Source organism: Glycomyces tarimensis, from assembly GCF_054776215.1.
In genome coordinates this window covers 128,968-147,296 of the sequence record NZ_BAAHCB010000020.1, presented here as the reverse complement: position 1 = coordinate 147,296, position 18,329 = coordinate 128,968, and the positions used below count along the sequence as shown (strand labels likewise).

At 69.4% G+C, this 18,329-nt stretch carries 19 protein-coding genes and 1 tRNA gene; 10 read left to right on the top strand and 10 right to left on the bottom strand.

Features of this window, described 5'->3' with window-relative positions:
• The first annotated feature begins 5 nt into the window (after positions 1 to 5).
• The 4 genes from ACYVK3_RS15390 to ACYVK3_RS15375 all read left to right on the top strand — a co-directional run bounded on the left by ACYVK3_RS15390 (position 6) and on the right by ACYVK3_RS15375 (position 3,211).
• A complete protein-coding gene (locus tag ACYVK3_RS15390; protein ID WP_460498509.1) occupies positions 6 to 284 on the top strand; it encodes a hypothetical protein in 279 nt (92 codons plus the stop codon).
• A gap of 78 nt (positions 285 to 362) precedes the next feature.
• Positions 363 to 1,775, top strand: a complete 1,413-nt coding sequence (locus ACYVK3_RS15385) for a replication initiator (protein ID WP_460498217.1) — start codon at positions 363 to 365, stop codon at positions 1,773 to 1,775.
• 12 nt (positions 1,776 to 1,787) lie between these two features.
• Positions 1,788 to 2,003 (top strand): helix-turn-helix domain-containing protein, encoded by a 216-nt coding sequence (locus ACYVK3_RS15380; RefSeq protein ID WP_460498216.1) that lies wholly within the window; start codon positions 1,788 to 1,790, stop codon positions 2,001 to 2,003.
• Positions 2,000 to 3,211, top strand: a complete 1,212-nt coding sequence (locus tag ACYVK3_RS15375; protein ID WP_460498215.1) for a tyrosine-type recombinase/integrase — start codon at positions 2,000 to 2,002, stop codon at positions 3,209 to 3,211. Before ACYVK3_RS15380 ends, ACYVK3_RS15375 begins: the two co-directional genes overlap by 4 nt.
• A gap of 79 nt (positions 3,212 to 3,290) precedes the next feature.
• Here ACYVK3_RS15375 and ACYVK3_RS15370 read toward each other — a convergent pair.
• Positions 3,291 to 3,367, bottom strand: a tRNA-Pro gene (locus ACYVK3_RS15370).
• A 116-nt stretch (positions 3,368 to 3,483) separates the two neighbouring features.
• Complete coding sequence (locus ACYVK3_RS15365) at positions 3,484 to 4,380, bottom strand: metallophosphoesterase (protein WP_460498214.1); 897 nt, start codon at positions 4,378 to 4,380, stop codon at positions 3,484 to 3,486.
• 24 nt (positions 4,381 to 4,404) lie between these two features.
• Between ACYVK3_RS15365 and ACYVK3_RS15360 the strand changes: the two genes are divergently transcribed.
• The 4 genes from ACYVK3_RS15360 (at position 4,405) to ACYVK3_RS15345 (ending at position 8,408) form a co-directional block, all read left to right on the top strand.
• The gene (locus tag ACYVK3_RS15360) at positions 4,405 to 4,860 is read left to right on the top strand and encodes a GatB/YqeY domain-containing protein (protein ID WP_460498213.1); all 456 of its coding nucleotides are present in this window, start codon (positions 4,405 to 4,407) and stop codon (positions 4,858 to 4,860) included.
• A 153-nt stretch (positions 4,861 to 5,013) separates the two neighbouring features.
• Positions 5,014 to 6,618 (top strand): peptide chain release factor 3, encoded by a 1,605-nt coding sequence (locus tag ACYVK3_RS15355; RefSeq protein WP_460498212.1) that lies wholly within the window; start codon positions 5,014 to 5,016, stop codon positions 6,616 to 6,618.
• A 1-nt stretch (position 6,619) separates the two neighbouring features.
• Complete coding sequence (gene rsmA, locus ACYVK3_RS15350; protein WP_460498211.1) at positions 6,620 to 7,471, top strand: ribosomal RNA small subunit methyltransferase A; 852 nt, start codon at positions 6,620 to 6,622, stop codon at positions 7,469 to 7,471.
• Positions 7,464 to 8,408: a 4-(cytidine 5'-diphospho)-2-C-methyl-D-erythritol kinase gene (locus ACYVK3_RS15345; RefSeq protein ID WP_460498210.1), complete on the top strand. Its 945-nt coding sequence runs from the start codon at positions 7,464 to 7,466 to the stop codon at positions 8,406 to 8,408. The genes rsmA and ACYVK3_RS15345 overlap by 8 nt, the downstream gene beginning before the upstream one ends.
• Here the strand turns inward: ACYVK3_RS15345 and ACYVK3_RS15340 are convergent.
• The 7 genes from ACYVK3_RS15340 to ACYVK3_RS15310 are packed head-to-tail and all read right to left on the bottom strand — an operon-like array spanning position 8,405 to position 15,376.
• Positions 8,405 to 9,166, bottom strand: coding sequence for a type III pantothenate kinase (locus tag ACYVK3_RS15340; protein ID WP_460498209.1), 762 nt, complete (start codon positions 9,164 to 9,166; stop codon positions 8,405 to 8,407). The two genes, ACYVK3_RS15345 and ACYVK3_RS15340, sit on opposite strands and share 4 nt — an antisense overlap.
• A gap of 3 nt (positions 9,167 to 9,169) precedes the next feature.
• Complete coding sequence (gene nadC / locus ACYVK3_RS15335; protein WP_460498208.1) at positions 9,170 to 10,051, bottom strand: nicotinate-nucleotide diphosphorylase; 882 nt, start codon at positions 10,049 to 10,051, stop codon at positions 9,170 to 9,172.
• A complete protein-coding gene (locus tag ACYVK3_RS15330) occupies positions 10,048 to 11,703 on the bottom strand; it encodes an L-aspartate oxidase (RefSeq protein ID WP_460498207.1) in 1,656 nt (551 codons plus the stop codon). Before ACYVK3_RS15330 ends, nadC begins: the two co-directional genes overlap by 4 nt.
• Before the next feature lie 29 nt (positions 11,704 to 11,732).
• Complete coding sequence (locus tag ACYVK3_RS15325; protein ID WP_460498206.1) at positions 11,733 to 13,202, bottom strand: S10 family peptidase; 1,470 nt, start codon at positions 13,200 to 13,202, stop codon at positions 11,733 to 11,735.
• A gap of 11 nt (positions 13,203 to 13,213) precedes the next feature.
• Entirely contained in the window at positions 13,214 to 13,636 is a 423-nt protein-coding gene (panD, locus tag ACYVK3_RS15320; protein ID WP_460498205.1) for an aspartate 1-decarboxylase, read from the bottom strand.
• On the bottom strand, positions 13,629 to 14,459 hold the full coding sequence (gene panC / locus ACYVK3_RS15315; protein ID WP_460498204.1) for a 4-phosphopantoate--beta-alanine ligase: 831 nt from the start codon (positions 14,457 to 14,459) through the stop codon (positions 13,629 to 13,631). The genes panD and panC overlap by 8 nt, the downstream gene beginning before the upstream one ends.
• Positions 14,456 to 15,376, bottom strand: coding sequence for a Rossmann-like and DUF2520 domain-containing protein (locus ACYVK3_RS15310; RefSeq protein WP_460498203.1), 921 nt, complete (start codon positions 15,374 to 15,376; stop codon positions 14,456 to 14,458). The genes panC and ACYVK3_RS15310 overlap by 4 nt, the downstream gene beginning before the upstream one ends.
• 124 nt (positions 15,377 to 15,500) lie before the next feature.
• Here ACYVK3_RS15310 and ACYVK3_RS15305 point away from each other — a divergent pair, with 124 nt between their 5' ends.
• Positions 15,501 to 16,460: an SAM-dependent methyltransferase gene (locus ACYVK3_RS15305; protein WP_460498202.1), complete on the top strand. Its 960-nt coding sequence runs from the start codon at positions 15,501 to 15,503 to the stop codon at positions 16,458 to 16,460.
• Positions 16,461 to 16,472: 12 nt separating this feature from the next.
• Here ACYVK3_RS15305 and ACYVK3_RS15300 read toward each other — a convergent pair whose 3' ends face one another.
• Complete coding sequence (locus ACYVK3_RS15300; RefSeq protein WP_460498201.1) at positions 16,473 to 17,444, bottom strand: AraC family transcriptional regulator; 972 nt, start codon at positions 17,442 to 17,444, stop codon at positions 16,473 to 16,475.
• Between the two features lie 81 nt (positions 17,445 to 17,525).
• Between ACYVK3_RS15300 and ACYVK3_RS15295 the strand changes: the two genes are divergently transcribed.
• Positions 17,526 to 18,209 (top strand): NAD(P)H oxidoreductase, encoded by a 684-nt coding sequence (locus tag ACYVK3_RS15295; RefSeq protein WP_460498200.1) that lies wholly within the window; start codon positions 17,526 to 17,528, stop codon positions 18,207 to 18,209.
• Positions 18,210 to 18,329 lie beyond the last annotated feature (120 nt).

Genomic DNA, 18,329 nt, shown 5'->3' with positions numbered 1-18,329 from the left:
CCGTGATGGTCGAGAACCGCGAGTTCAACGCCTTCGCCCGGCGCGTCATCCGCGCCTACGGCAAACGGGTCGCCTCCGGCGACGTCGACGCACTCCCCGAGCTCATCGAGCTCTCCGCCTCACTCGATGAGGCCATCGGCGAGGCAGTCCAGGGCCTTCGCGCCTTCGGCTACTCGTGGACCGAAATCGCCGACCGAGTCGGCATGAGCCGCCAAGCCGCGCAACAGCGCTGGGGCAAGACGGCACCACCGCGTCAGCGGGACACCGAAACCGACAACACCTAACCGCGCCCCGCCCCGACCGCTCCGCACCTAGCAACGAGCCGTCCGGGCGGGGCCTGACCCACCAGGAAGGAGGAACCCGTGACCGCCACCGCCATTCCCGCCGGCCTCGCACGCGACATCATCGCGCGCGAAGCGACCACCGGGTGGGAACCCTGGCTCGCCCACATCGCCGGCGCCGCCGGCTGTAGCGCCCCGATCCGGCTCCGCGGGGACCTCCACACCGTCGCCGAGCACACCGGCCAGATCATCGCCACCCGCTCAACCTCCTCGATGCCCGATGGCGTCATCTACAAAGCCTGCGGCACCCGCCGCGCCGCCCTCTGCACCGGTTGCGCCAAGACCTACCAGCACGACGCCTTCCACCTCATCCGCGCCGGGCTCACTGGCGGCAAGTCCGTCCCCGAGACCGTCGCCGCTCACCCTGCCGTCTTCGCCACCTTCACCGCGCCGGCCTTCGGCCCGGTCCACACACGCCACCGCTCGAAAAACGGGGCGGTCCTGCCCTGCCGTGCCCGCCGCGACGCCGAAACCTGCCCGCACGGTATCCGCCTGGCCTGCCACAACCGCCACGACGAGGACGCACCCGAGCTGGGACAGCCCTTGTGCCTGGACTGCTACGACCACGCCGCACAAGTGGTGTGGAACCTCGCTGCCGGTGAACTGTGGCGGCGCACCCGCATCGCCGCCGACCGGGCACTGTCCCGCCTCGCCAAAACCGCCGGCATCGACCCCGCCCGCGTCCGGCTCCGCTACGTCAAGGTCGCCGAGTTCCAGCGCAGAGGCGCGATCCACTTCCACGCGCTCATCCGCCTCGACGGCCGCATCCCCGGCGACGACGCCATCATCCCGCCTCCGGCCGAAATCGGTGCCGACGACATCGCCGCCGTCATCACCGAGGCTGCCGCCTCGACCGTCTTCGACACCGAACCGCACCCCGACCGGCCACAGGGTTGGGCGATCCGGTGGGGCTCGCAGATCGACGTGCGCACCATCGAACTCGGCTCGGGCGAACTGACCGAAGGGCACGCGGCCGGATACCTCGCCAAGTACGCCACCAAAGCCACCGAAGACACCGGCCACCTCTCCGGGCGACTCACCGAAACCACCGTCGCCGCCTACGCCGACCCTGACGGCGACCACATCGCCCGACTCATTCACGCCTGCTGGTCCCTCGGCGAGGCGAACGGATGGGACCGGCTACGCCGCTGGGCGCACATGCTCGGATTCGGCGGCCACTTCATGACCAAAGCACGCGCCTGGTCCACCACCCTCGGCGCACTCAGAGACGCACGCGCGCAATGGACCCGCTGTCAACACGAGCTTGACACCGAACCGACTGATACGACCGTGCTCGTCAACTACCTCCGATACGACGGCACCGGGTGGCACACCGAAACCGACGCCCTCATGGCCTCGTCCGCCGCTGCTCGCGCACGCGAACAGAGACAGCTTGCCCGCGAAGCTTTGAACGAACTGAACACTATCGATTGATTGGAGAACATTATGGACGGAAAGGTCATTCTCAAGCCGCGTTGGTACACGATGGCGCAGGTTGCCGAGCTTCTCGGCTACAGCCTGGCGAAGGTCAAGACGCTGGTCTACTCCGGTGAGCTGCGCTCGCTCAAGGATGGCGGCAACCGTCGCATCCTGCCCGAATGGGTTGACGAGTATGTGCAGCGCAGGGCCGCTGAGGCTGAGCACTTGGAGCTGGTGGCATGAGCAAGCGGGGCAACGGTGAAGGTTCGATCTACCCACACGGCAACGGCTGGGCCGCCTATGTGTGGGTCACGACGCCAATCGGAAAGCGGAGGCGCAAATACGTCTATGGGAAGACACGCGACGAGGTCCACGGCAAGTGGATTAAACTGCATCAGGCGGCGGCAAGCGGGCCGGTCGAAACACGCTCGGTCACGGTCGAGCAGTTCATGCACGCATGGCTTGAAGAGGTCATCAAGCCCAATCGGGAGCCCAAGACTTATGACAGCTATGAGCGTTTTAACCGACTGCACATCGTGCCGTGGATCGGAAAGAAACGCCTCGACCGCCTGACGGTACGGGACATTCAGCAGTGGCTCAACCGCCTCGGGACCGTCTGTCAGTGCTGCCACCAGGGCGTGGACGCCCGCCGGCCGGAGCGTGAGCGCAAGTGCTGCGCCAAGGGTGCGTGCTGCAATAGGCGGCTGTCCGCTCGGGCAGTGAGTGATGCTCGGACGGTATTGCGGTCGGCGCTCTCGCAGGCGGTGTCCGATGAGCTGATCACGGTTAATCGAGCGATGCAGGTTCGGTTGCCGAGTGGTCGGAAGCGGCGTCGAAAGGCATGGACGAGCGATGAAGCTCGCCTCTTCCTTGAGCACGTCCGTCGCGACTCACTTTATGCGGCATACCTCCTGGTGCTCGCCATGGGCTTGCGGAAGGGCGAAGTGCTCGGACTGACGTGGGCGAGCCTCGACATGGCTGCCGGTGAGCTTTCGCCGATGTGGCAGTTGCAGCGCGTTCGCGGCGAGCTGTTGCACAAGAAGGTCAAGACCGAAGAGTCGGAGCATTCATTGCCGATGCCGGATATCTGTATCAAGGCGCTACAGGAGCGGCGAGAGCGGCAATTGAGGGAGAAGGCGAAAGCCGAATACTGGTATGAATCTGACTTGGTGTTCACAACCAAGCTCGGGACACCGATCGATCCGCGCAATTTCCATCGGTACTTCGTCAATCATTTGACTGACGCCGAGCTGCCGCGCATCTCGGTGCACGATGCGAGGCGCACTTGTAGTTCGCTGCTGGTCGATCTCGACGTCCATCCTCGGGTGATGATGGCGATCATGCGCCACACGGACTACAAGACCACCATGGAGATCTACGCGCAGGCCTCAAACAAGGCCACCAAGGAGGCGCTGCGGAAACTGGGCGAGAGCTTCGAGGACAAACCTTAGTTGCTGTAAGAAGCTGCTGTACGGACGATTCAGGGCCGGTCTCTCGCTATGGAGAACCGGCCCTGAACTGCATTTTCTTTGGTCGGGTTGACAGGATTTGAACCTGCGACCCCCTCGTCCCGAACGAGGTGCGCTACCAAGCTGCGCCACAACCCGATATTTGATTAGATGCGAACGCACCGAGGCGTCCACACCGAGATGAAATGTTACCCGAGCTTGGAGCGCCGCGTCGAACGGGGTCCGGCGTGGCCGGGCCCCGTCACAGTCGGCCTCTAGAGCTCGGCCGGCACGAACGTCAGGAGGCTGGCCTCCGGCGCGCAGGCGAAGCGCACCGGCGCGTACGGCGACGTGCCCAGGCCCGCCGAGACGTGGAGCCACATGTCGTTCCACGGGTGCAGACCCTTGACGCGCTCGCGGTCGATGCCGCAGTTCGTCACCAGCGCCCCGTATCCGGGAACGCACACCTGACCGCCGTGGGTGTGCCCGGCCGCCACGAAGTCGTAGCCGTCGCGCGCGAAGGAGTCCAGCACACGCGGCTCCGGCGAGTGCGTCAGGCCGATCGACAGGTCGGCCTCCTTCGGCACCCGCCCGGACACCAGCTCGTAGTCGTCCAGGTCGAAGTGCGGATCGTCGACGCCCGCGAAGTGGATGTTCAGTCCCGACACGACGGCGTCGGCGGAGTTGTTGTTGAGGTCGGTCCACCCGCCGTCGACGAGGACCTTGTGCAGCTCCTCGGTCGGCAGCGGCTCGCCGTACTTGTGCTCGTGGTTGGGGTTGAAGTACTGGAGCGGGTTCTTGAACACCGGCGCGTAGTAGTCGTTCGAGCCGAAGACGAATGCGCCGGGGGCCTTGAACAGCGGGCGCAGCGTGCGCGAGACGAGGTCGAGCGCCTCCGGGTGGGCGATGTTGTCGCCGGTGAGGAGCACCAGATCGGGGTCCAGCGCGGCGAGCGACGCCACCCAGTGGGCCTTCCTCACCTGCCCCGGCGTCATGTGGAGGTCGGAGATGTGCAGGACTCGGATCGGTTCGGCCTCCGGCGGCAGCACCGGCACCGCGAAGTGGCGGAGCGTGTACTGGACCCGCTCGTAAAGGGACGCGTACGCGAGAGCCAGCGCACCGGCGCCGACTCCGATACCGGCTGCTGCGGCAAGGCCACGGCTGATCTTCATACCCCAACGGTAGATTGTCGAGATATGAGCGAGCTAAAGACCCAGTTGGAAACCGATATGCGGGCGGCACTCAAGTCTCGGGACAAGGTGACGTTGGGCACGCTGCGAATGGTGCTGACGGCGATCCACAACGAGGAGGTCGCCGGGAAGTCGGCCCGCGAGCTGGACGACGCCGAGGTCATCAAGGTGCTCATCAAGCAGGCCAAGCAGCGCCGCGAGGCCGCCGAGGCCTTCCGCGAGGGCGGTCGCGAGGAGTCCGCGGAGGCCGAGCTGGCGGAGGAGGCGGTCATCAAGCGCTACCTTCCCGAGGAACTCAGTGAGGCTGAAATCACGCAAATCGTGCGGGACGCCATCACGGAGGGCGGTTTCTCCGGCCCGAAGGACATGGGCAAGGTCATGAAGATCGTCCAGCCGAAGGTGGCGGGCCGCGCCGACGGGAAGGCCGTGGCGGGGATCGTGAAGGCGGAACTGGGCGCGTAGAGCACCGCAGAGCGGCGTCGGGTTCGACGCGGATCGTGCCTCGCGCGAGATCGCGCGGGGTGACCGGTGCCGTCTAGCAGTGCCCTCGGTGACGTTGACGGCTATCGTTGAAGGTCGGGCCCGATCCGTTCTCGTCACATCCTTGAGGAATGCATGTCCAGCCAAATCACGGCCGAATCCGCGCGCCGCCGCACCTTCGCGGTCATCTCGCACCCCGACGCCGGCAAGTCGACCATCACCGAGGCCCTCGCCCTCCACGGCCAGGCCATCGCTTCGGCCGGCGCCGTCCACGGCAAGGGCGACCGCAAGGGCGTCGTCTCCGACTGGATGTCCATGGAGCAGGACCGCGGCATCTCCATCACGTCGGCGGCCCTCCAGTTCGAGTACCGCGACTGCGTGGTCAACCTCTTGGACACCCCCGGCCACGCCGACTTCTCCGAGGACACCTACCGCGTTCTCACCGCCGTCGACGCCGCCGTCATGCTCCTCGACGCCGCCAAGGGCCTGGAGCCGCAGACGTTGAAGCTGTTCGAGGTCTGCCGGGCCAGGAGGATCCCGGTCATCACGTTCATCAACAAGTGGGACCGGCCGGCGAAGGACGCGCTCGAGCTCCTGGAAGAGATCGAGGACCGCATCGGCATCAAGCCCACCCCGGTCACCTGGCCGGTCGGCATCGGCGGCGAGTTCCGCGGCGTCATCGAGCGGATCGCCATCGACGGCACGAAGGCCGAGGGCATGGTCCGCTATGAGCGCTCCCCCGGTGGCCAGCAACTCGCCGTCACCGAGGTGCTCGACGCCGAGGAGGCCGCCGCCCGGTTCGGCGAGGACTTCGCGCGGGCGCTCGAGGAGTCGGAGCTGCTCGGCGAGGTCGAGGCGAACTTCGACCAGAAGACCTTCGAGGCCGGGCAGACGACGCCGACGCTCTTCGGCGCGGCTCTGGTCCACTTCGGTGTCGGGCAGCTGCTCGATCTGCTGGTGGACATCGCTCCTTCTCCGTTCGCGCGAGAGGACGTCAAAGGCGAACCTCGGGAGCTCGAGTCGGGCTTCTCCGGCTTCGTGTTCAAGTCCCAGGCGAACATGAACGCCTCGCACCGCGACCAGCTCGCCTTCATCCGCGTCTGCTCGGGCCGCTTCGAGCGCGGCATGCAGGTGACGCAGGCGCAGGGCAAGCGCACCATGTCCACCAAGTACGCCCAGACCATGTTCGGCGCCTCCCGTGACACGGTCGAGGAGGCCTGGCCGGGCGACATCGTCGGCCTCGTCAACGCCTCGGGGCTGGCGGTCGGCGACACGATCTACGCGGGCAAGTCCGTCGAGTTCCCGCCGCTGCCGGCCTTCGCGCCCGAGCACTTCGGCGCGCTCCAGATGCACGACACCTCCAAGGCCAAGCGCTTCCGGCGCGGCATCTCCCAGCTCGACGCCGAGGGCGTCGTGCAGGTCCTCTACTCGCAGCGACGCGGCGAGGCCACACCTGTGCTCGCGGCGGTCGGCCCGCTCCAGTTCGAGGTCACGCTGGCGCGCCTCGCCGCCGAGTTCGACGTGCCCGCCGCCATCGACCATCTGCCGTACCAGTTGGCGCGCCTCACCGACGCCGACGGCGCCAAGCGGCTGCTGAGCGCCCCCGGCGTGGAGGTGTTCACCCGTCCTCGCGACGGCGCCCACCTGGTGGCGCTGCCGAACAAGTACCGCATCCAGACCCTCGTGAACGACTACCCGGGGCTGAAGCTCGAACCGCTCCTGGCCGGGGGACAGGGCTGACATGGCCCGGCTGCTGACGTCCGGCGACATCCGGTCCCTGTCGAGGGGTCTGGCGATCCAGCCGACCAAGAAGTGGGGCCAGAACTTCGTCGTCGACGCCAACACCGTGCGCCGCATCGCGGCGACGGCGGGTCTGGACGGCGACGATGTGGTCATGGAGGTCGGCCCAGGTCTGGGTTCGCTGACGTTGGCGCTCATCGAGGTCGCCCGCCGCGTCATCGCGGTGGAGATCGACCCCAAGCTGGCTCTGGCTCTGCCCACGACCGTCGCCCACCGCGCCCCCGAGGAGCACGAGCGCCTCACCGTCGTCGAGACCGACGCCGCCCGCCTCCGCGCCGACGACCTGCCCGAGCCGCCCACCGCGCTGGTCGCGAACCTGCCCTACAACGTCGCCGTCCCGGTGGTGCTCAACTCCCTGGAGACGTTCCCGACGCTCCGCAAGGGCCTGGTGATGGTCCAGAGCGAGGTCGCCGACCGGCTCACGGCCTCCCCCGGCTCGAAGATCTACGGCGCCCCCAGCGTCAAGATGGCCTGGTACACCAAGGCCAGGCGCGCCGGCTCGGTCTCGCCCAACGTATTCTGGCCCGTGCCCAACGTCGCCAGCGGACTCGTCGCCTTCGAGCGCATCGAGTCCCCCGAGGCGAACCGCGCCGAGGTCTTCGCCGCCGTGGACGCCGCGTTCGGCCAGCGCCGGAAGATGCTCCGCCAGGCCCTCAAGGTCTGGGCGGGTTCGGTCGCCGAGGCCGAGGCGATCATGGCCCGCGCCGGGATCGAACCCACCAGGCGGGGTGAATCGTTGGACATCGAGGAGTTCATCGCTCTCGCTGACGCCAAGGAGGCCGTGCATGAATGAGTCCGGCAGTGGTCAGGCCGCGCCCGCCCCGCGCGGCGCGGCCGTCTCGGTCGACGTGCCCGCCAAGATCAACCCGCACCTCGGCGTGGGGAACGCCCGCGCCGACGGGTACCACGCGCTGTCCACCGTCTACCAGGCGATCTCGCTGTACGACACGGTCACCGTGGAGCGGAGCGAGGAGCCCGGCATCACCTTGACGATGTCGGGCGAAGGCGCGGACGTGCTGCCCGACGGCGATGACAATCTGGCGGTCAGGGCCGCCAAGCTCGTCGCGATCTACGGCGGCGGGGATCCGGACGTCCGGATCCACCTCAACAAGCGCATCCCGGTCGCGGGGGGCCTGGCGGGCGGTTCGGCCGACGCCGCCGCGACGCTCGTGGCCTGCTCGCGCCTGTGGGGGATCGATATCGGGGACGCCGAGCTGCACCGGCTGGCCGCGGGTCTCGGCTCCGACGTGCCCTTCTGTCTCAAGGGCGGCACGGCCGTCGGCGCGGGACGCGGCGAGGAGCTGACGCGCGTGGAGGCCAAGGGCACTTGGCACTGGGTCGTCGCCACCACGGACACGCAGATCTCGACGCCGGAGTGCTTCAAGGAGGTCGACCGGCTGCGTGAGGACGGGATCGGGCGGTTTTCGGCCGACGTCGATGCGATCGTGCGGGCCTTCGAGTCGGGCGTGGGAGCCGATGAGCTGTCTCGGCTGCTGGTCAACGACATGGAGGCCGCCGCGGTGAGTCTGCGCCCGCAGTTGGCCTCGCTCATGCACGGCGGTCTGGAGGAGGGCGCGCTCGCCGCCCATGTCTCCGGTTCGGGTCCGACGGTGCTGTTCTTGGCGTCGGACGTCAAGCACGCGGTGGCGCTGGCGCGGCGGCTGCGGATGCGCGGCGGCGCCCGGAGCGTGCACCTGGCCGAAGGGCCGGTCGCGGGCCCCGCGGCTTAGCGGTTGCGCTCGAAGATCATTCGCAGCCCGTGGAGGGTCAGGTTGGGCTCGTAGTGCGTCACCGTCTCGCACTGCTCGATGACCACGGACGCGAGTCCGCCGGTGGCGACGACGGCGGTCGGGTCGGTCCCGAGCTCGGCGGTGATGCGGCGGACGAGGCCGTCGACCTGGGCGGCCGTGCCGTACACCATGCCCGACTGGAGGCATTCCACCGTGTTCTTGCCGATGACGCTGCGGGGCTTGACGAGGGGGATCTTGAGCAGGTTGGCCGCGCGTGAGGCGAGGGCGTCGATGGAGATCTCGATGCCCGGCGCGAAGGCCCCGCCGAGGAAGTCGCCTTGCTCGGAGATGACGTCGATGTTCGTCGAGGTCCCGAAGTCGACGGTGATGCATGGGCCGCCGTAGAGGTGGTAGGCGGCGTGCGTGTTCGCGATGCGGTCGGGGCCGGCCTCCTTGGGGTTGTCGATGCTCAGGCGCACTCCGGTGCGCACTCCGGGTGCGATCGCGACGAGGTGCGCGTGCGGGTAGTAGCGCTGCGTCATCTTCGCGACTTCGGCGGACTGCTGCGGCACCGTGGAGGACAGCGCGATGCCCGTCAGGTCGACGCCGTCGCCTTCCAGCAGGGCCCGGAAGGTCAGGCCGAGCTCGTCGGCGGTGGCGTGGGGGTCGGTCCTGATCCTCCAGGAGTGTTTGAGGTGTTCGCCCTCGAACACGGCCAGGACGGTGTTGGTGTTGCCGATGTCGACGCACAGAAGCACGCGCTACTCCTCGAAGTCCAGACCGATGTCCAAAATGGGCGACGAGTGCGTCAGGGCGCCCACGGAGACGAAGTCGACGCCCGTCGCGGCGTACTCGACGACGTTCGCCAAGGTGATGTTGCCGGTGGCCTCCAACTGGGCGCGGTCGCCGACGGATTCGACCACTTCGGCCAGCTCCTTGGGGCTCATGTTGTCGCACAGCAGGAACGTGGCGCCCGCGGCGATGGCCTCCATGGCCTCGTCGAGCGTCTCGACCTCCACTTGGATGTCGATGTCCGGTTCGGCCGAGCGGACGGCGTGGAACGCGGCGGAGACGGACCCGGCCGCCTCCTTGTGGTTGTCCTTGATCATGGCCACGTCGTAGAGCCCGAAGCGCTTGTTCTCGCCGCCGCCGACGCGCACCGCGTACTTCTCCAGGGCGCGCAGGCCCGGGGTGGTCTTGCGGGTGTCGAGGACGGCCGTGTGCCAGTCGGCGAGGACGTCGGCGAAGCGCCGGGTGTGCGTGGCGATGCCGCTCAGGCGCGACAGCAGGTTGAGGGCGGTGCGCTCGGCGGCGAGGAGGTCGCGGGTCCTGCCGGTGACGCGGGCGAGCAGGTGGCCCTCGCGGACGCGTGCGCCCTCGCCGGCGAGATAGGTGAACTCGACCTCGCCCGGCATGGCGGCGAAGACGGCGTGCGCCATCGGCAGGCCGGCGAGGACGCCGTCGGCGCGCGCGGCGATGACGACGACCGACTCGTGCTCGGGCCCGAAGATCGCCTCGGAGGTGACGTCGCGCCGTTCGGGCGAGAGGTCCTCGTCGAGGTAGTCCTCGACGGCGACGAACACGTCCTGCGGGTCGAGGCCGCCCGCCACGAGTCTCGCCTCGGCGTTCCAGTCTTCGCTCATGCGGACTCCCAGGTGGTGTCGAGTTCTCCGTCGGGGCTGACGGACAGGTGGAGGTGGCCGAGCCATTCGTCGGACGCCTCGGGGTGGTCCTCGCGCCAGTGGCTGCCTCTGGTCTCGCGGCGGCGGTGCGCGGCGGCGGTCAGGGCGGTGGCGACGGTGAGGAGGTTCGTGGCCTCCCACGTGGCCGGGCGCGGGCGTCCGGACACATGGTCCCCCAAGGCGGTGAGCGCCGCGGCGGTGGCTTCGAGGCTCGATTGGGAGCGCAGCACGCCGGCGCCGGCGGTCATCGCCTCCTGGAGCGGCGTGCGCGAGGTCGTCGAGCACACCCAGCCCTCGGCCTCGACCAGCTCGGGCACTCCGGGGCTGGGCTTGTGCTCGGCCAGGTCGGCGGCGATCCGGTGGGTGAACACGAGCGCTTCGAGCAGGGAGTTCGACGCGAGCCGGTTGGCGCCGTGCAGACCGGTGCAGGCGGCCTCTCCGGCGGCGTAGAGGCCGGGGACGGTCGTGCGGCCGCGCAGGTCGGTGCGCACGCCGCCCGAGGCGTAGTGGGCGGCGGGCGCGACGGGGATGAGGTCGGTGACCGGGTCGATGCCGAGGGCCCGGCACGAGCCGGTGACGGTGGGGAAGCGCTCCTCGAGCATGGTGCGGCCCAGGTGGCGCGCGTCGAGCCACACGTGCGGCCTGCCTTCGGCGCGCATGCGGGTCGTGGCGGCTTTGGCGACGACGTCGCGGGGCGCGAGCTCGGCGAGCTCGTGGAAGCCGACCATGAACCGCTCGCCCGAGTGGTCGCGCAGGTGCGCTCCCTCGCCGCGGATCGCTTCGGTGACCAGGGGTTGTCGGCCTCCCTCGTTGCCGTCGAGGTACAGCGCCGTGGGGTGGAACTGGACGAATTCGAGGTCGGTGACGACGGCGCCGGCCCGCAGCGCCAGGGCCACGCCGTCGCCGATGGAGACCGAGGGGTTGGTGGTCGACTGGAAGATCTGTCCCATGCCGCCGGTGGCGAGCACCACCGCGCGGGCCTCGACGCCGCCGACGCCGTGCTCCACGCCCTCGCCCAGGACGTGGAGGCTCACGCCGGCCGCATGGCCGGCGTGGTCGACGAGCAGGTCGAGCACCATGGCGTTCTCGATGATGCGGATCCACGGGTCGCGCAGCACGGCCTCGTGGAGGGCTCGCTGGATCTCCGCGCCGGTGGCGTCGCCGCCGGCGTGGACGATGCGCCTGGCCCGGTGTCCGCCCTCTCGGGTGAGCTGGAGGGTGCCGTCGGGGTGGCGGTCGAACATGGCGCCGGTGTGGACGAGGTCGGCGATGCGGTCGGGGCCTTCGGTGACGGTCACTTCGACCGCTGCCGGGTCGCACAGGCCCACGCCCGCGATCTGGGTGTCGCGGGCATGGGCTTCGGGCGAATCGAGCGGGTCGAGCACGGCGGCCACGCCGCCCTGCGCCCACCGTGTCGAGCCGTCGTCGATGTGGACCTTTGTGACCACCGTGACGTGGAATCCGGCTCGGCGCAGTTCGAGGGCGCAGGTCAGGCCTGCGACGCCGGAGCCGATGACGCACACGTCGGTGGTCTCGGTCCAGGAAGGGGCGTCGGCCCGGAGCCGCCGGGGAAGCCTCGGCAGCCGCGGGAGCGGCGTGGTCTGCGGTGTCACCGTTTCGATGCTCTCCTGATGCTGTGCTGCTAGTTTCGCCCGGAGGCTCTCCGGATGAAATCGGCCAGGTCCGCGGACTGCCGGACCCTGGACGGTTCGTGAACGTACATCATGTGACCGGTCGGGTATTCCTTCGTCTCGATCCGCTCACGCGCTTCGAAGGGGATCTCGAGGTGGTCGAGCGTGTACTCGATCGCCTCGATCGGGACCCCGCCGTCGTAGCGGCCCATCGCGACGTGGACCCGCAGCGCGGGGTTGAGGCGCATCGCGTTGGCGAGTTTGTCGATGACGTCGACCGACTCGCCCTCGAACTCCTTGTACGACCAGGGGTGCACCGCCCGCGACAGCGTCTCGTAGACCGCGTCGTTCTCGTACTCCAGCTCCGAGCGCAGGTAGTACAGGAGCGCGGCCGTGTACGGCCCGTCGATGGCGTGCAGGAAGGGGTCGTACGGCATCTGCTCGTGGATGTAGTGGTCCGCCGGGCCGGTGAAGCGGGTGTCCAGGCGGCCGGTGACGAGCTTCCTGCTGCGCAGCAGCTCGGCGTAGTAGCGCGTGTGCTCCAGGCGCAGGTTCGCGTTGTCGACGTACTGCTCGCTCACCCCGGCCAGGGAGGCGATCGTGGCGACGGCCGCCCGGCGCTCCTCGGGGGTCAGGTTCTGGCCCTTGGCGAGGATCGCGCGGTATTCGTCGGCGAAGTCGCGCGCCTCGGCGACGAGCTCGTCGAGCTCGCGGCCCTCCTGGAGCCCGTGGTAGTGCGAGGTGGCCGCGTAGGTCGGCAGGAACAGCGGGTTGGGCAGGTCCGATCGCCTCGCGTGGTACAGGGTCTCCATGTTGAACGCCGGGGCCAGGAACATGACGCCGTTGAGGAACAGGCCGTAGCGCGTCTGGAGGTGCTCGGCCAGGCCGGCGCCCCTCGTGCCGCCGTAGGACTCGCCGATGAGGAACTTCGGCGACAGCCAGCGGTTGTTGCGCGTGGTCCACAGCCGGATGAGCTCGCCGACGGACTCGATGTCGGCGGTGAAGCCGTGGTATTCCTTCGGCTTCTCGCCCTCGACCGCCCGCGAGTATCCCGTGGAGACCGGGTCGATGAAGACCAGGTCGGTGTGCCGCAGCAGGGTCTCCTCGTTGTCGAGCAGCCCGTACGGCGGCGGGGTGAGGTTTCCGGCGTCGCCGGAGTCGACGCGTTTGGGTCCGAGCAGGCCCATGTGCAGCCAGATCGAGGACGAGCCCGGCCCGCCGTTGAACGCGAACGTCACCGGCCTGGTGGTGACGTCGGCGTCGTCGAGGACGTAGAAGGTGACGGACAGTTCGGCCTTGGGCTTGCGGCCGTTGTACTTGTCGTCCTCCGTGACCTCCTGGTGCAGGACGATCCGCCCGGTGGTGGCGGTGTAGGAGAGGTCACCGAGGGTGTGGTGCGTGGTCTTGAGATCGTCCGAGGGCGCGGGTTTGTCGCCCGGCTTCTCCTCGTCGGTGGCCGCGTGCTTCTTTTCTTCGGTCATGCTCAAGAAACTTACCGCTCGGCTAGTGGCGATGCCACCGGGTTGCCCGCCGTTCCGGGCGCCGGCTGGGCCTTGTCGCCGTTCACCTCGATGATGTCATTCCGCTCGTTCACGTGTACGACGCGGGGGGTGAAGGCCCTGGCCTCGGCGTCCTCCATCTGGGCATACGAGATGAGGATCACCAGGTCCCCGGGGTTCACCAGATGCGCGGCGGCCCCGTTGATGCCGATGACGCCGCTGCCGCGCTCGCCGGCGATCGTGTAGGTCTCAAGGCGGGCGCCGTTGGTGATGTCGACGATGGCCACCTGCTCGCCGTCGAGGATGTCGGCGGCGTCGAGGAGGTCGGCGTCGACGGTCACCGAGCCGACGTAGTGCAGGTCGGCCTGCGTGACGGTGGCGCGGTGGATCTTGGACTTGAACATGTTCCTAAGCATCGGGGTCTCCGATCTGCACGGGGGCGTTGTCGATCAGGCGGGTGGTGCCCGCCTTGGCGGCGATGAGGAGCCGGGCGGGCCCCGAGGCGGGGGCCTCGCCGAGGTCGTTCGCGCGGACCACCGCGTAGTCCACGGCCAGTCCGGGCTCGGCGGCCAAGACCTTCTCGGCGGCCTCCAGCGGTTCGGGCGAGTCCTGGGCGGCGCGGATGGCGTGCGGGATCGCCAGGGCGGCGGCCCGCTCGATCTCCGAAAGGTAGACGTTGCGGCTGGACAGGGCGAGTCCGTCGGCCTCGCGGACGGTCTCGACCGCGGCGATCTCGATGCCGAAGTCGAGGTCGCGCACCATGCGGCGGACCATCGCGAGCTGCTGGAAGTCCTTCTCCCCGAAACAGGCGACGTCGGGCCGGGTGAGGTGGAATAGCTTGGCGACGACGGTGAGCACGCCGGTGAAGAAGCCCGGCCGCGAGGCCCCTTCGAGGAGGTCGCCGTCGGGTCCGGCGTGGACGGTGGTGAGCCCGTGGCGGCCGCCGGGGTACAGCTCCGATTCGACGGGCGCGAAGACGGCGTCGACGCCCTCCTCCTCGCAGATCGCGACGTCGGCGTCGAGCGTGCGCGGGTAGCGGTCGAGGTCCTCGCCCGGCCCGAACTGGAGCGGGTTGACGAAGATCGTCGCGATCACCGAGTCGGCTACCGCTTTCGCGCGCTTGAAGTTCGCGCGGTGGCCGTCGTGGAGGGCGCCCATGGTGGGCACGACGGCGACCCGGCCCGGCAGCGCGGTGCGGACCCTGTCCAGATCGATGCGGGTGTGCACGAGCGAGGTCATTCGGGGGTCTCCTCCTTGGGATGGGCGAGAACGTCGAGCAGTCCTTCGGCGTCGCCGGGCCTGAGCCGGCCGGAGTCGAGGGCGCGCTCGGCGGTGCGCCGCGCCATCGCGCGGTAGGCGTCCGCGATGCCGGTGCCGGCCAGCGCGTCGAGATGGCGGGCGACGGTGCCGGCGTCACCGCGCGAGACGGGGCCGGTAAGCCCGGCGTCGCCGTGTCGCAGCGCGTTGTCCAGCGAGGCGGACACGAGCGGGGAGAGCAGCCGCTCGGGGGCCGCGACGCCGATGTCGCGAAGCTGGTCGACCGCGTCGTTGACGAGCGTGGTCAGGTGGTTCGCCGCGTAGACGAGCGAGGCGTGGTAGCGCGCCCGGTCGGCCTCCGCGATGTGTTCGGGCTCGCCGCCCATCTCCAACACGAGCGCCTCGCCGACGTAGCCAGCGTCGGCCTCGCCGGTGACGGCCCAGCTGATGCCGTCGAGCCGGTCGAGGTCCTCGGGCCGGCCGGTGAAGGTCATGGCCGGCGCGAGCGCGACGGTGAGCGCCCCGGCCTCGCGGGCGGGCGCGAGCACGTCGGCGCCGTTGGCGCCGGAGGTGTGGGCGACGATCTGGCCGGGCCGGACGGGCAGGGAGGCGATCAGCGGCGCGATCGCGTCGTCGGGGACGGCGATGAGCAGGAGTTCGGCCGCGGCGGCCACGTCGGGCGGCGGGAGGATCTCGGCGTCGGGGAAGTGGCGGGCGGCGCGGGCCCGGGAGTCCTCGGAGACGGCCGTGGCGGCGACGATGCGGTGCCCGGCGCGCTGGAGCGCGGCGCCGACGATGGAGCCGACCCGTCCTGCGGATACGACGCCGACGGCGAGGCGGCTCGCCGCGTTGGCGGCTCCACCGGTCCGCTGCGTCGACCCGACGTTGGGGAGATCCATGATGCTGATCCAGTCCTGTTGGAGGTACCGGTCATTGCTTACGGATTAATTGTGCTTCGCCGGAACGCGGGCGGCACCCTGGGCGGCCCGGAGTGGCAAGATTCACGCCAGCTAGGGTCAGACGATGACGCAGTTCACGCGTTGGATCACCGCGATGGAGCGGGCGCTGTACGGTCCGGGCGGTTTCTACCGCCGGGAGGTGCCGTACTACCACTTTTCGACCAGCGCGCAGGCCCCGGTGTTCGCCGAGGCGATCGCGCAGCTGGCCGAGGAGGTCGACGTGGTGCTGGGCCGCCCGTCGACGTTCGACGTGGTCGACGTGGGCGCCGGGAACGGCGAGCTGCTGGGCCATCTGGAGCCGCTGCTGGACGACCGCGCGCGCCTGACCGCGGTGGAGCGGCGCCCGAGGCCGTCCGACCTGCCCGAACGCGTGCACTGGGAGACGGCGATCCCGCACGGCGTCACGGGTCTGGTGATCGCCTGCGAGCTGCTGGACAACGTCCCCTGCGATGTGGCGGTGGTCGACGAGGCGGGGGACCTGCGCTACGAAGAGGTGGACGAGCACGGCTCGACCCGGCCGGGCGAGCCGGTGAGCGACGTGGACGCGAAGTGGCTCGCGGAGTGGTGGCCGATCGCCGATCCGGGCGAGCGGGCCGAGGTCGGCCTGCCGCGCGAGGCGATGTGGCGGAACCTGAACGAGCATCTCGATGCGGGGACGGTGCTGGCGATCGACTACGGCCACGAGAAGTCGAGCCGTCCTCCGGCCGGTTCGGTCTCGGCGTTCCGCAACGGCCGCGAGGTGCGGCCGGTGCCGGACGGCTCGTGCGACATCACGGCGCACGTGGCGGTGGACGCCATCCCGTGCGATCGGACGCAGCGGCAGCGAGAGGCGCTGAGGACGCTCGGGTTGCCGGTCGAGCGCCCCCAACTGTCGAAGGCGTATCGGGATCCGACGGGCTACGCGGTCGACCTCGCGAGGGCCTCGGCGGCGGCCCGGCTGACCGACCCGGGCGGCCTGGGCGCCCACTGGTGGATGCTGAGTTTCCGGACTCAGGGCGAAGGGTCTGACCACGCGATCAGTTGATCCGCGTCGTGGTCACCCAGCCGCCGGTTCCGGCGTCCGCGCGGGAGCAGATGACGTGACGGTCCCGGCGCGGTATTCGCTGGGACTCACGCCCCTGCGGCGCTTGAACGCGGAGCTGAACCCGAACGCGTCCGCGTAGCCGACCGCGCGGGCCACCTGCGCGACGGTGGTCTCGGGGTCGGCCAGCATCTCCTCGGCGACCTCCATGCGCCATTCGGTCAGGTACCGCAGCGGGGGTTCGCCCATGATCTCGGTGAACCGCTTCGCGAACAGCGCCCGCGACACGCCGGCCTCGGCGGCGAGCGAGGCGACCGTCCACTGCTTGAACGGGCGGGAGTGAATCGCCTCCAGCGCCGGTCCGGCCACGGGGTCGGCGAAGCCGCGGTACCAGCTCGGCGCGGCGTTGCCCTCCTGGTCGAACCAGGTGCGGAGCGTGCAGACCAGGCCCCAGTCGAAGAGCCGGTCGATGAGTGCCTGCGTGCCCGGGCGGCGGGCCGCGACGTCCATCGCGGCCGCCTCCAGCCAGGCGCACACCTCCGAGCCGTCGTCGATGACCACTACGGGCGGCAACGCCCGCAGCAGCCATTCGTGGCGCCGGCCGCTGGCGCGGTAGGCGCCGACGAACAGGCTGGTAGCTCCTTGGGGATCGTTGCCCCACTTGCCGTTGCCGAGGTCTTCGGCGGTGCAGGTGGCGTCGGGCTCGAAGCAGGAGAGCTCGTACTCGGTGAGCGTGCGGCCCGGAGCGCCGCCGTTGTCGACCAGCCGGAACGGTTCCTCGCCGCGCACGACCGCGGTCTGTCCGCCTCGGATCGGGACCTCGCTGCCATCGGCGAGGACGAGCGTGCCGCCGCCGCGCGCGAGGGTCACCATCGTCAGCGGCGCGCGGTCCTCGAACAGCAGCGCCCACGGCGCTTCGAGCACCGCCTCGCTGATCACCGCACCCGCGGCTCGGATGCCGCTGAGGAGTTCACTCAAAGGGTCCATGACGGCAATCGTAGACGAATGCACATGCACCAGAGCGCTTCGGCCATAGCTCGTCCACGGGATCGGCGGTGTACTGGCTTCATGCAACGACACACCCAGGAGGACACCGTGAACGCCCAGCCGACCGCACTCGTCGTCGTCACCCACCACCGCGCCGACTCCTTCACGGCACACATCGCCGACCTGGTCACGGCCAGGCTCAAGGCCGCCGGATACGCCATCGACCTGCTCGATCTGCAAGCCGAGGGCTTCGACCCGCGTATGACCGTCGCCGATCAACCCGACTGGGGCGACCGCGACAAGGCCTACTCGGAGGAGGTCCAGCGCCACGAGCGACGCCTGCTCGCCGCGGACGTGATCATCCCGGTCTTCCCGATCTACTGGTTCCATCTCCCGGCACTGCTCAAGGGATGGATCGACCGGGTCTGGAACTACGGCTTCGCCTATGGGCGCAGCAAGCCGCGGCTGGCCGGGCGGAAGATGCTCTGGATCGGGCTCGCGGGCGCGACCGCCGACGACCCGACCGCGCCGATGATGCAGGAGGGCCTGGACGCCGCGTTGCGCGACTCGATCTCCTACTACTGCGGCATCACCGAGGCGGCGGTCGAGATCCTGTTCGACGCCGAGAGCCAACCTCAGTCGATCGACGAGAACGGCCTGCTCCACATCGGAAAGGCCATCGAAGGCGAGGCGTTCAAGGCCCACTTCGCCAAGCTGGAGAACCAGGCGGTGGAGAGCGTCGAGAAGTTCCTGGCCCTGTCCTGAGCCACACCCGTTCGGGGCCGGCCGAGCCCCGCCATGATCGGCCGGCCCCCGGCCCTAGGCAGCGTTCGAGAACTGAGGGAACCTCCAGTAGCTCTTGTTGTGTCGCAACGGAACTCAATA

What these genes read in the sequence shown, in the direction of transcription:
- ACYVK3_RS15375 (WP_460498215.1), top strand. Translation starts at nt 2,000, where the DNA reads ATGAGCAAGCGGGGCAACGGTGAAGGTTCGATCTACCCACACGGCAAC.
- ACYVK3_RS15325 (WP_460498206.1), bottom strand. Translation starts at nt 13,202, where the DNA reads ATGACCGAAGAAAAGAAGCACGCGGCCACCGACGAGGAGAAGCCGGGC.
- rsmA (WP_460498211.1), top strand. Translation starts at nt 6,620, where the DNA reads ATGGCCCGGCTGCTGACGTCCGGCGACATCCGGTCCCTGTCGAGGGGT.
- nadC (WP_460498208.1), bottom strand. Translation starts at nt 10,051, where the DNA reads ATGAGCGAAGACTGGAACGCCGAGGCGAGACTCGTGGCGGGCGGCCTC.
- ACYVK3_RS15305 (WP_460498202.1), top strand. Translation starts at nt 15,501, where the DNA reads ATGACGCAGTTCACGCGTTGGATCACCGCGATGGAGCGGGCGCTGTAC.
- panC (WP_460498204.1), bottom strand. Translation starts at nt 14,459, where the DNA reads ATGACCTCGCTCGTGCACACCCGCATCGATCTGGACAGGGTCCGCACC.
- panD (WP_460498205.1), bottom strand. Translation starts at nt 13,636, where the DNA reads ATGCTTAGGAACATGTTCAAGTCCAAGATCCACCGCGCCACCGTCACG.
- ACYVK3_RS15390 (WP_460498509.1), top strand. Translation starts at nt 6, where the DNA reads ATGGTCGAGAACCGCGAGTTCAACGCCTTCGCCCGGCGCGTCATCCGC.
- ACYVK3_RS15355 (WP_460498212.1), top strand. Translation starts at nt 5,014, where the DNA reads ATGTCCAGCCAAATCACGGCCGAATCCGCGCGCCGCCGCACCTTCGCG.
- ACYVK3_RS15295 (WP_460498200.1), top strand. Translation starts at nt 17,526, where the DNA reads ATGCAACGACACACCCAGGAGGACACCGTGAACGCCCAGCCGACCGCA.
- ACYVK3_RS15345 (WP_460498210.1), top strand. Translation starts at nt 7,464, where the DNA reads ATGAATGAGTCCGGCAGTGGTCAGGCCGCGCCCGCCCCGCGCGGCGCG.
- ACYVK3_RS15360 (WP_460498213.1), top strand. Translation starts at nt 4,405, where the DNA reads ATGAGCGAGCTAAAGACCCAGTTGGAAACCGATATGCGGGCGGCACTC.
- ACYVK3_RS15310 (WP_460498203.1), bottom strand. Translation starts at nt 15,376, where the DNA reads ATGGATCTCCCCAACGTCGGGTCGACGCAGCGGACCGGTGGAGCCGCC.
- ACYVK3_RS15300 (WP_460498201.1), bottom strand. Translation starts at nt 17,444, where the DNA reads ATGGACCCTTTGAGTGAACTCCTCAGCGGCATCCGAGCCGCGGGTGCG.
- ACYVK3_RS15365 (WP_460498214.1), bottom strand. Translation starts at nt 4,380, where the DNA reads ATGAAGATCAGCCGTGGCCTTGCCGCAGCAGCCGGTATCGGAGTCGGC.
- ACYVK3_RS15380 (WP_460498216.1), top strand. Translation starts at nt 1,788, where the DNA reads ATGGACGGAAAGGTCATTCTCAAGCCGCGTTGGTACACGATGGCGCAG.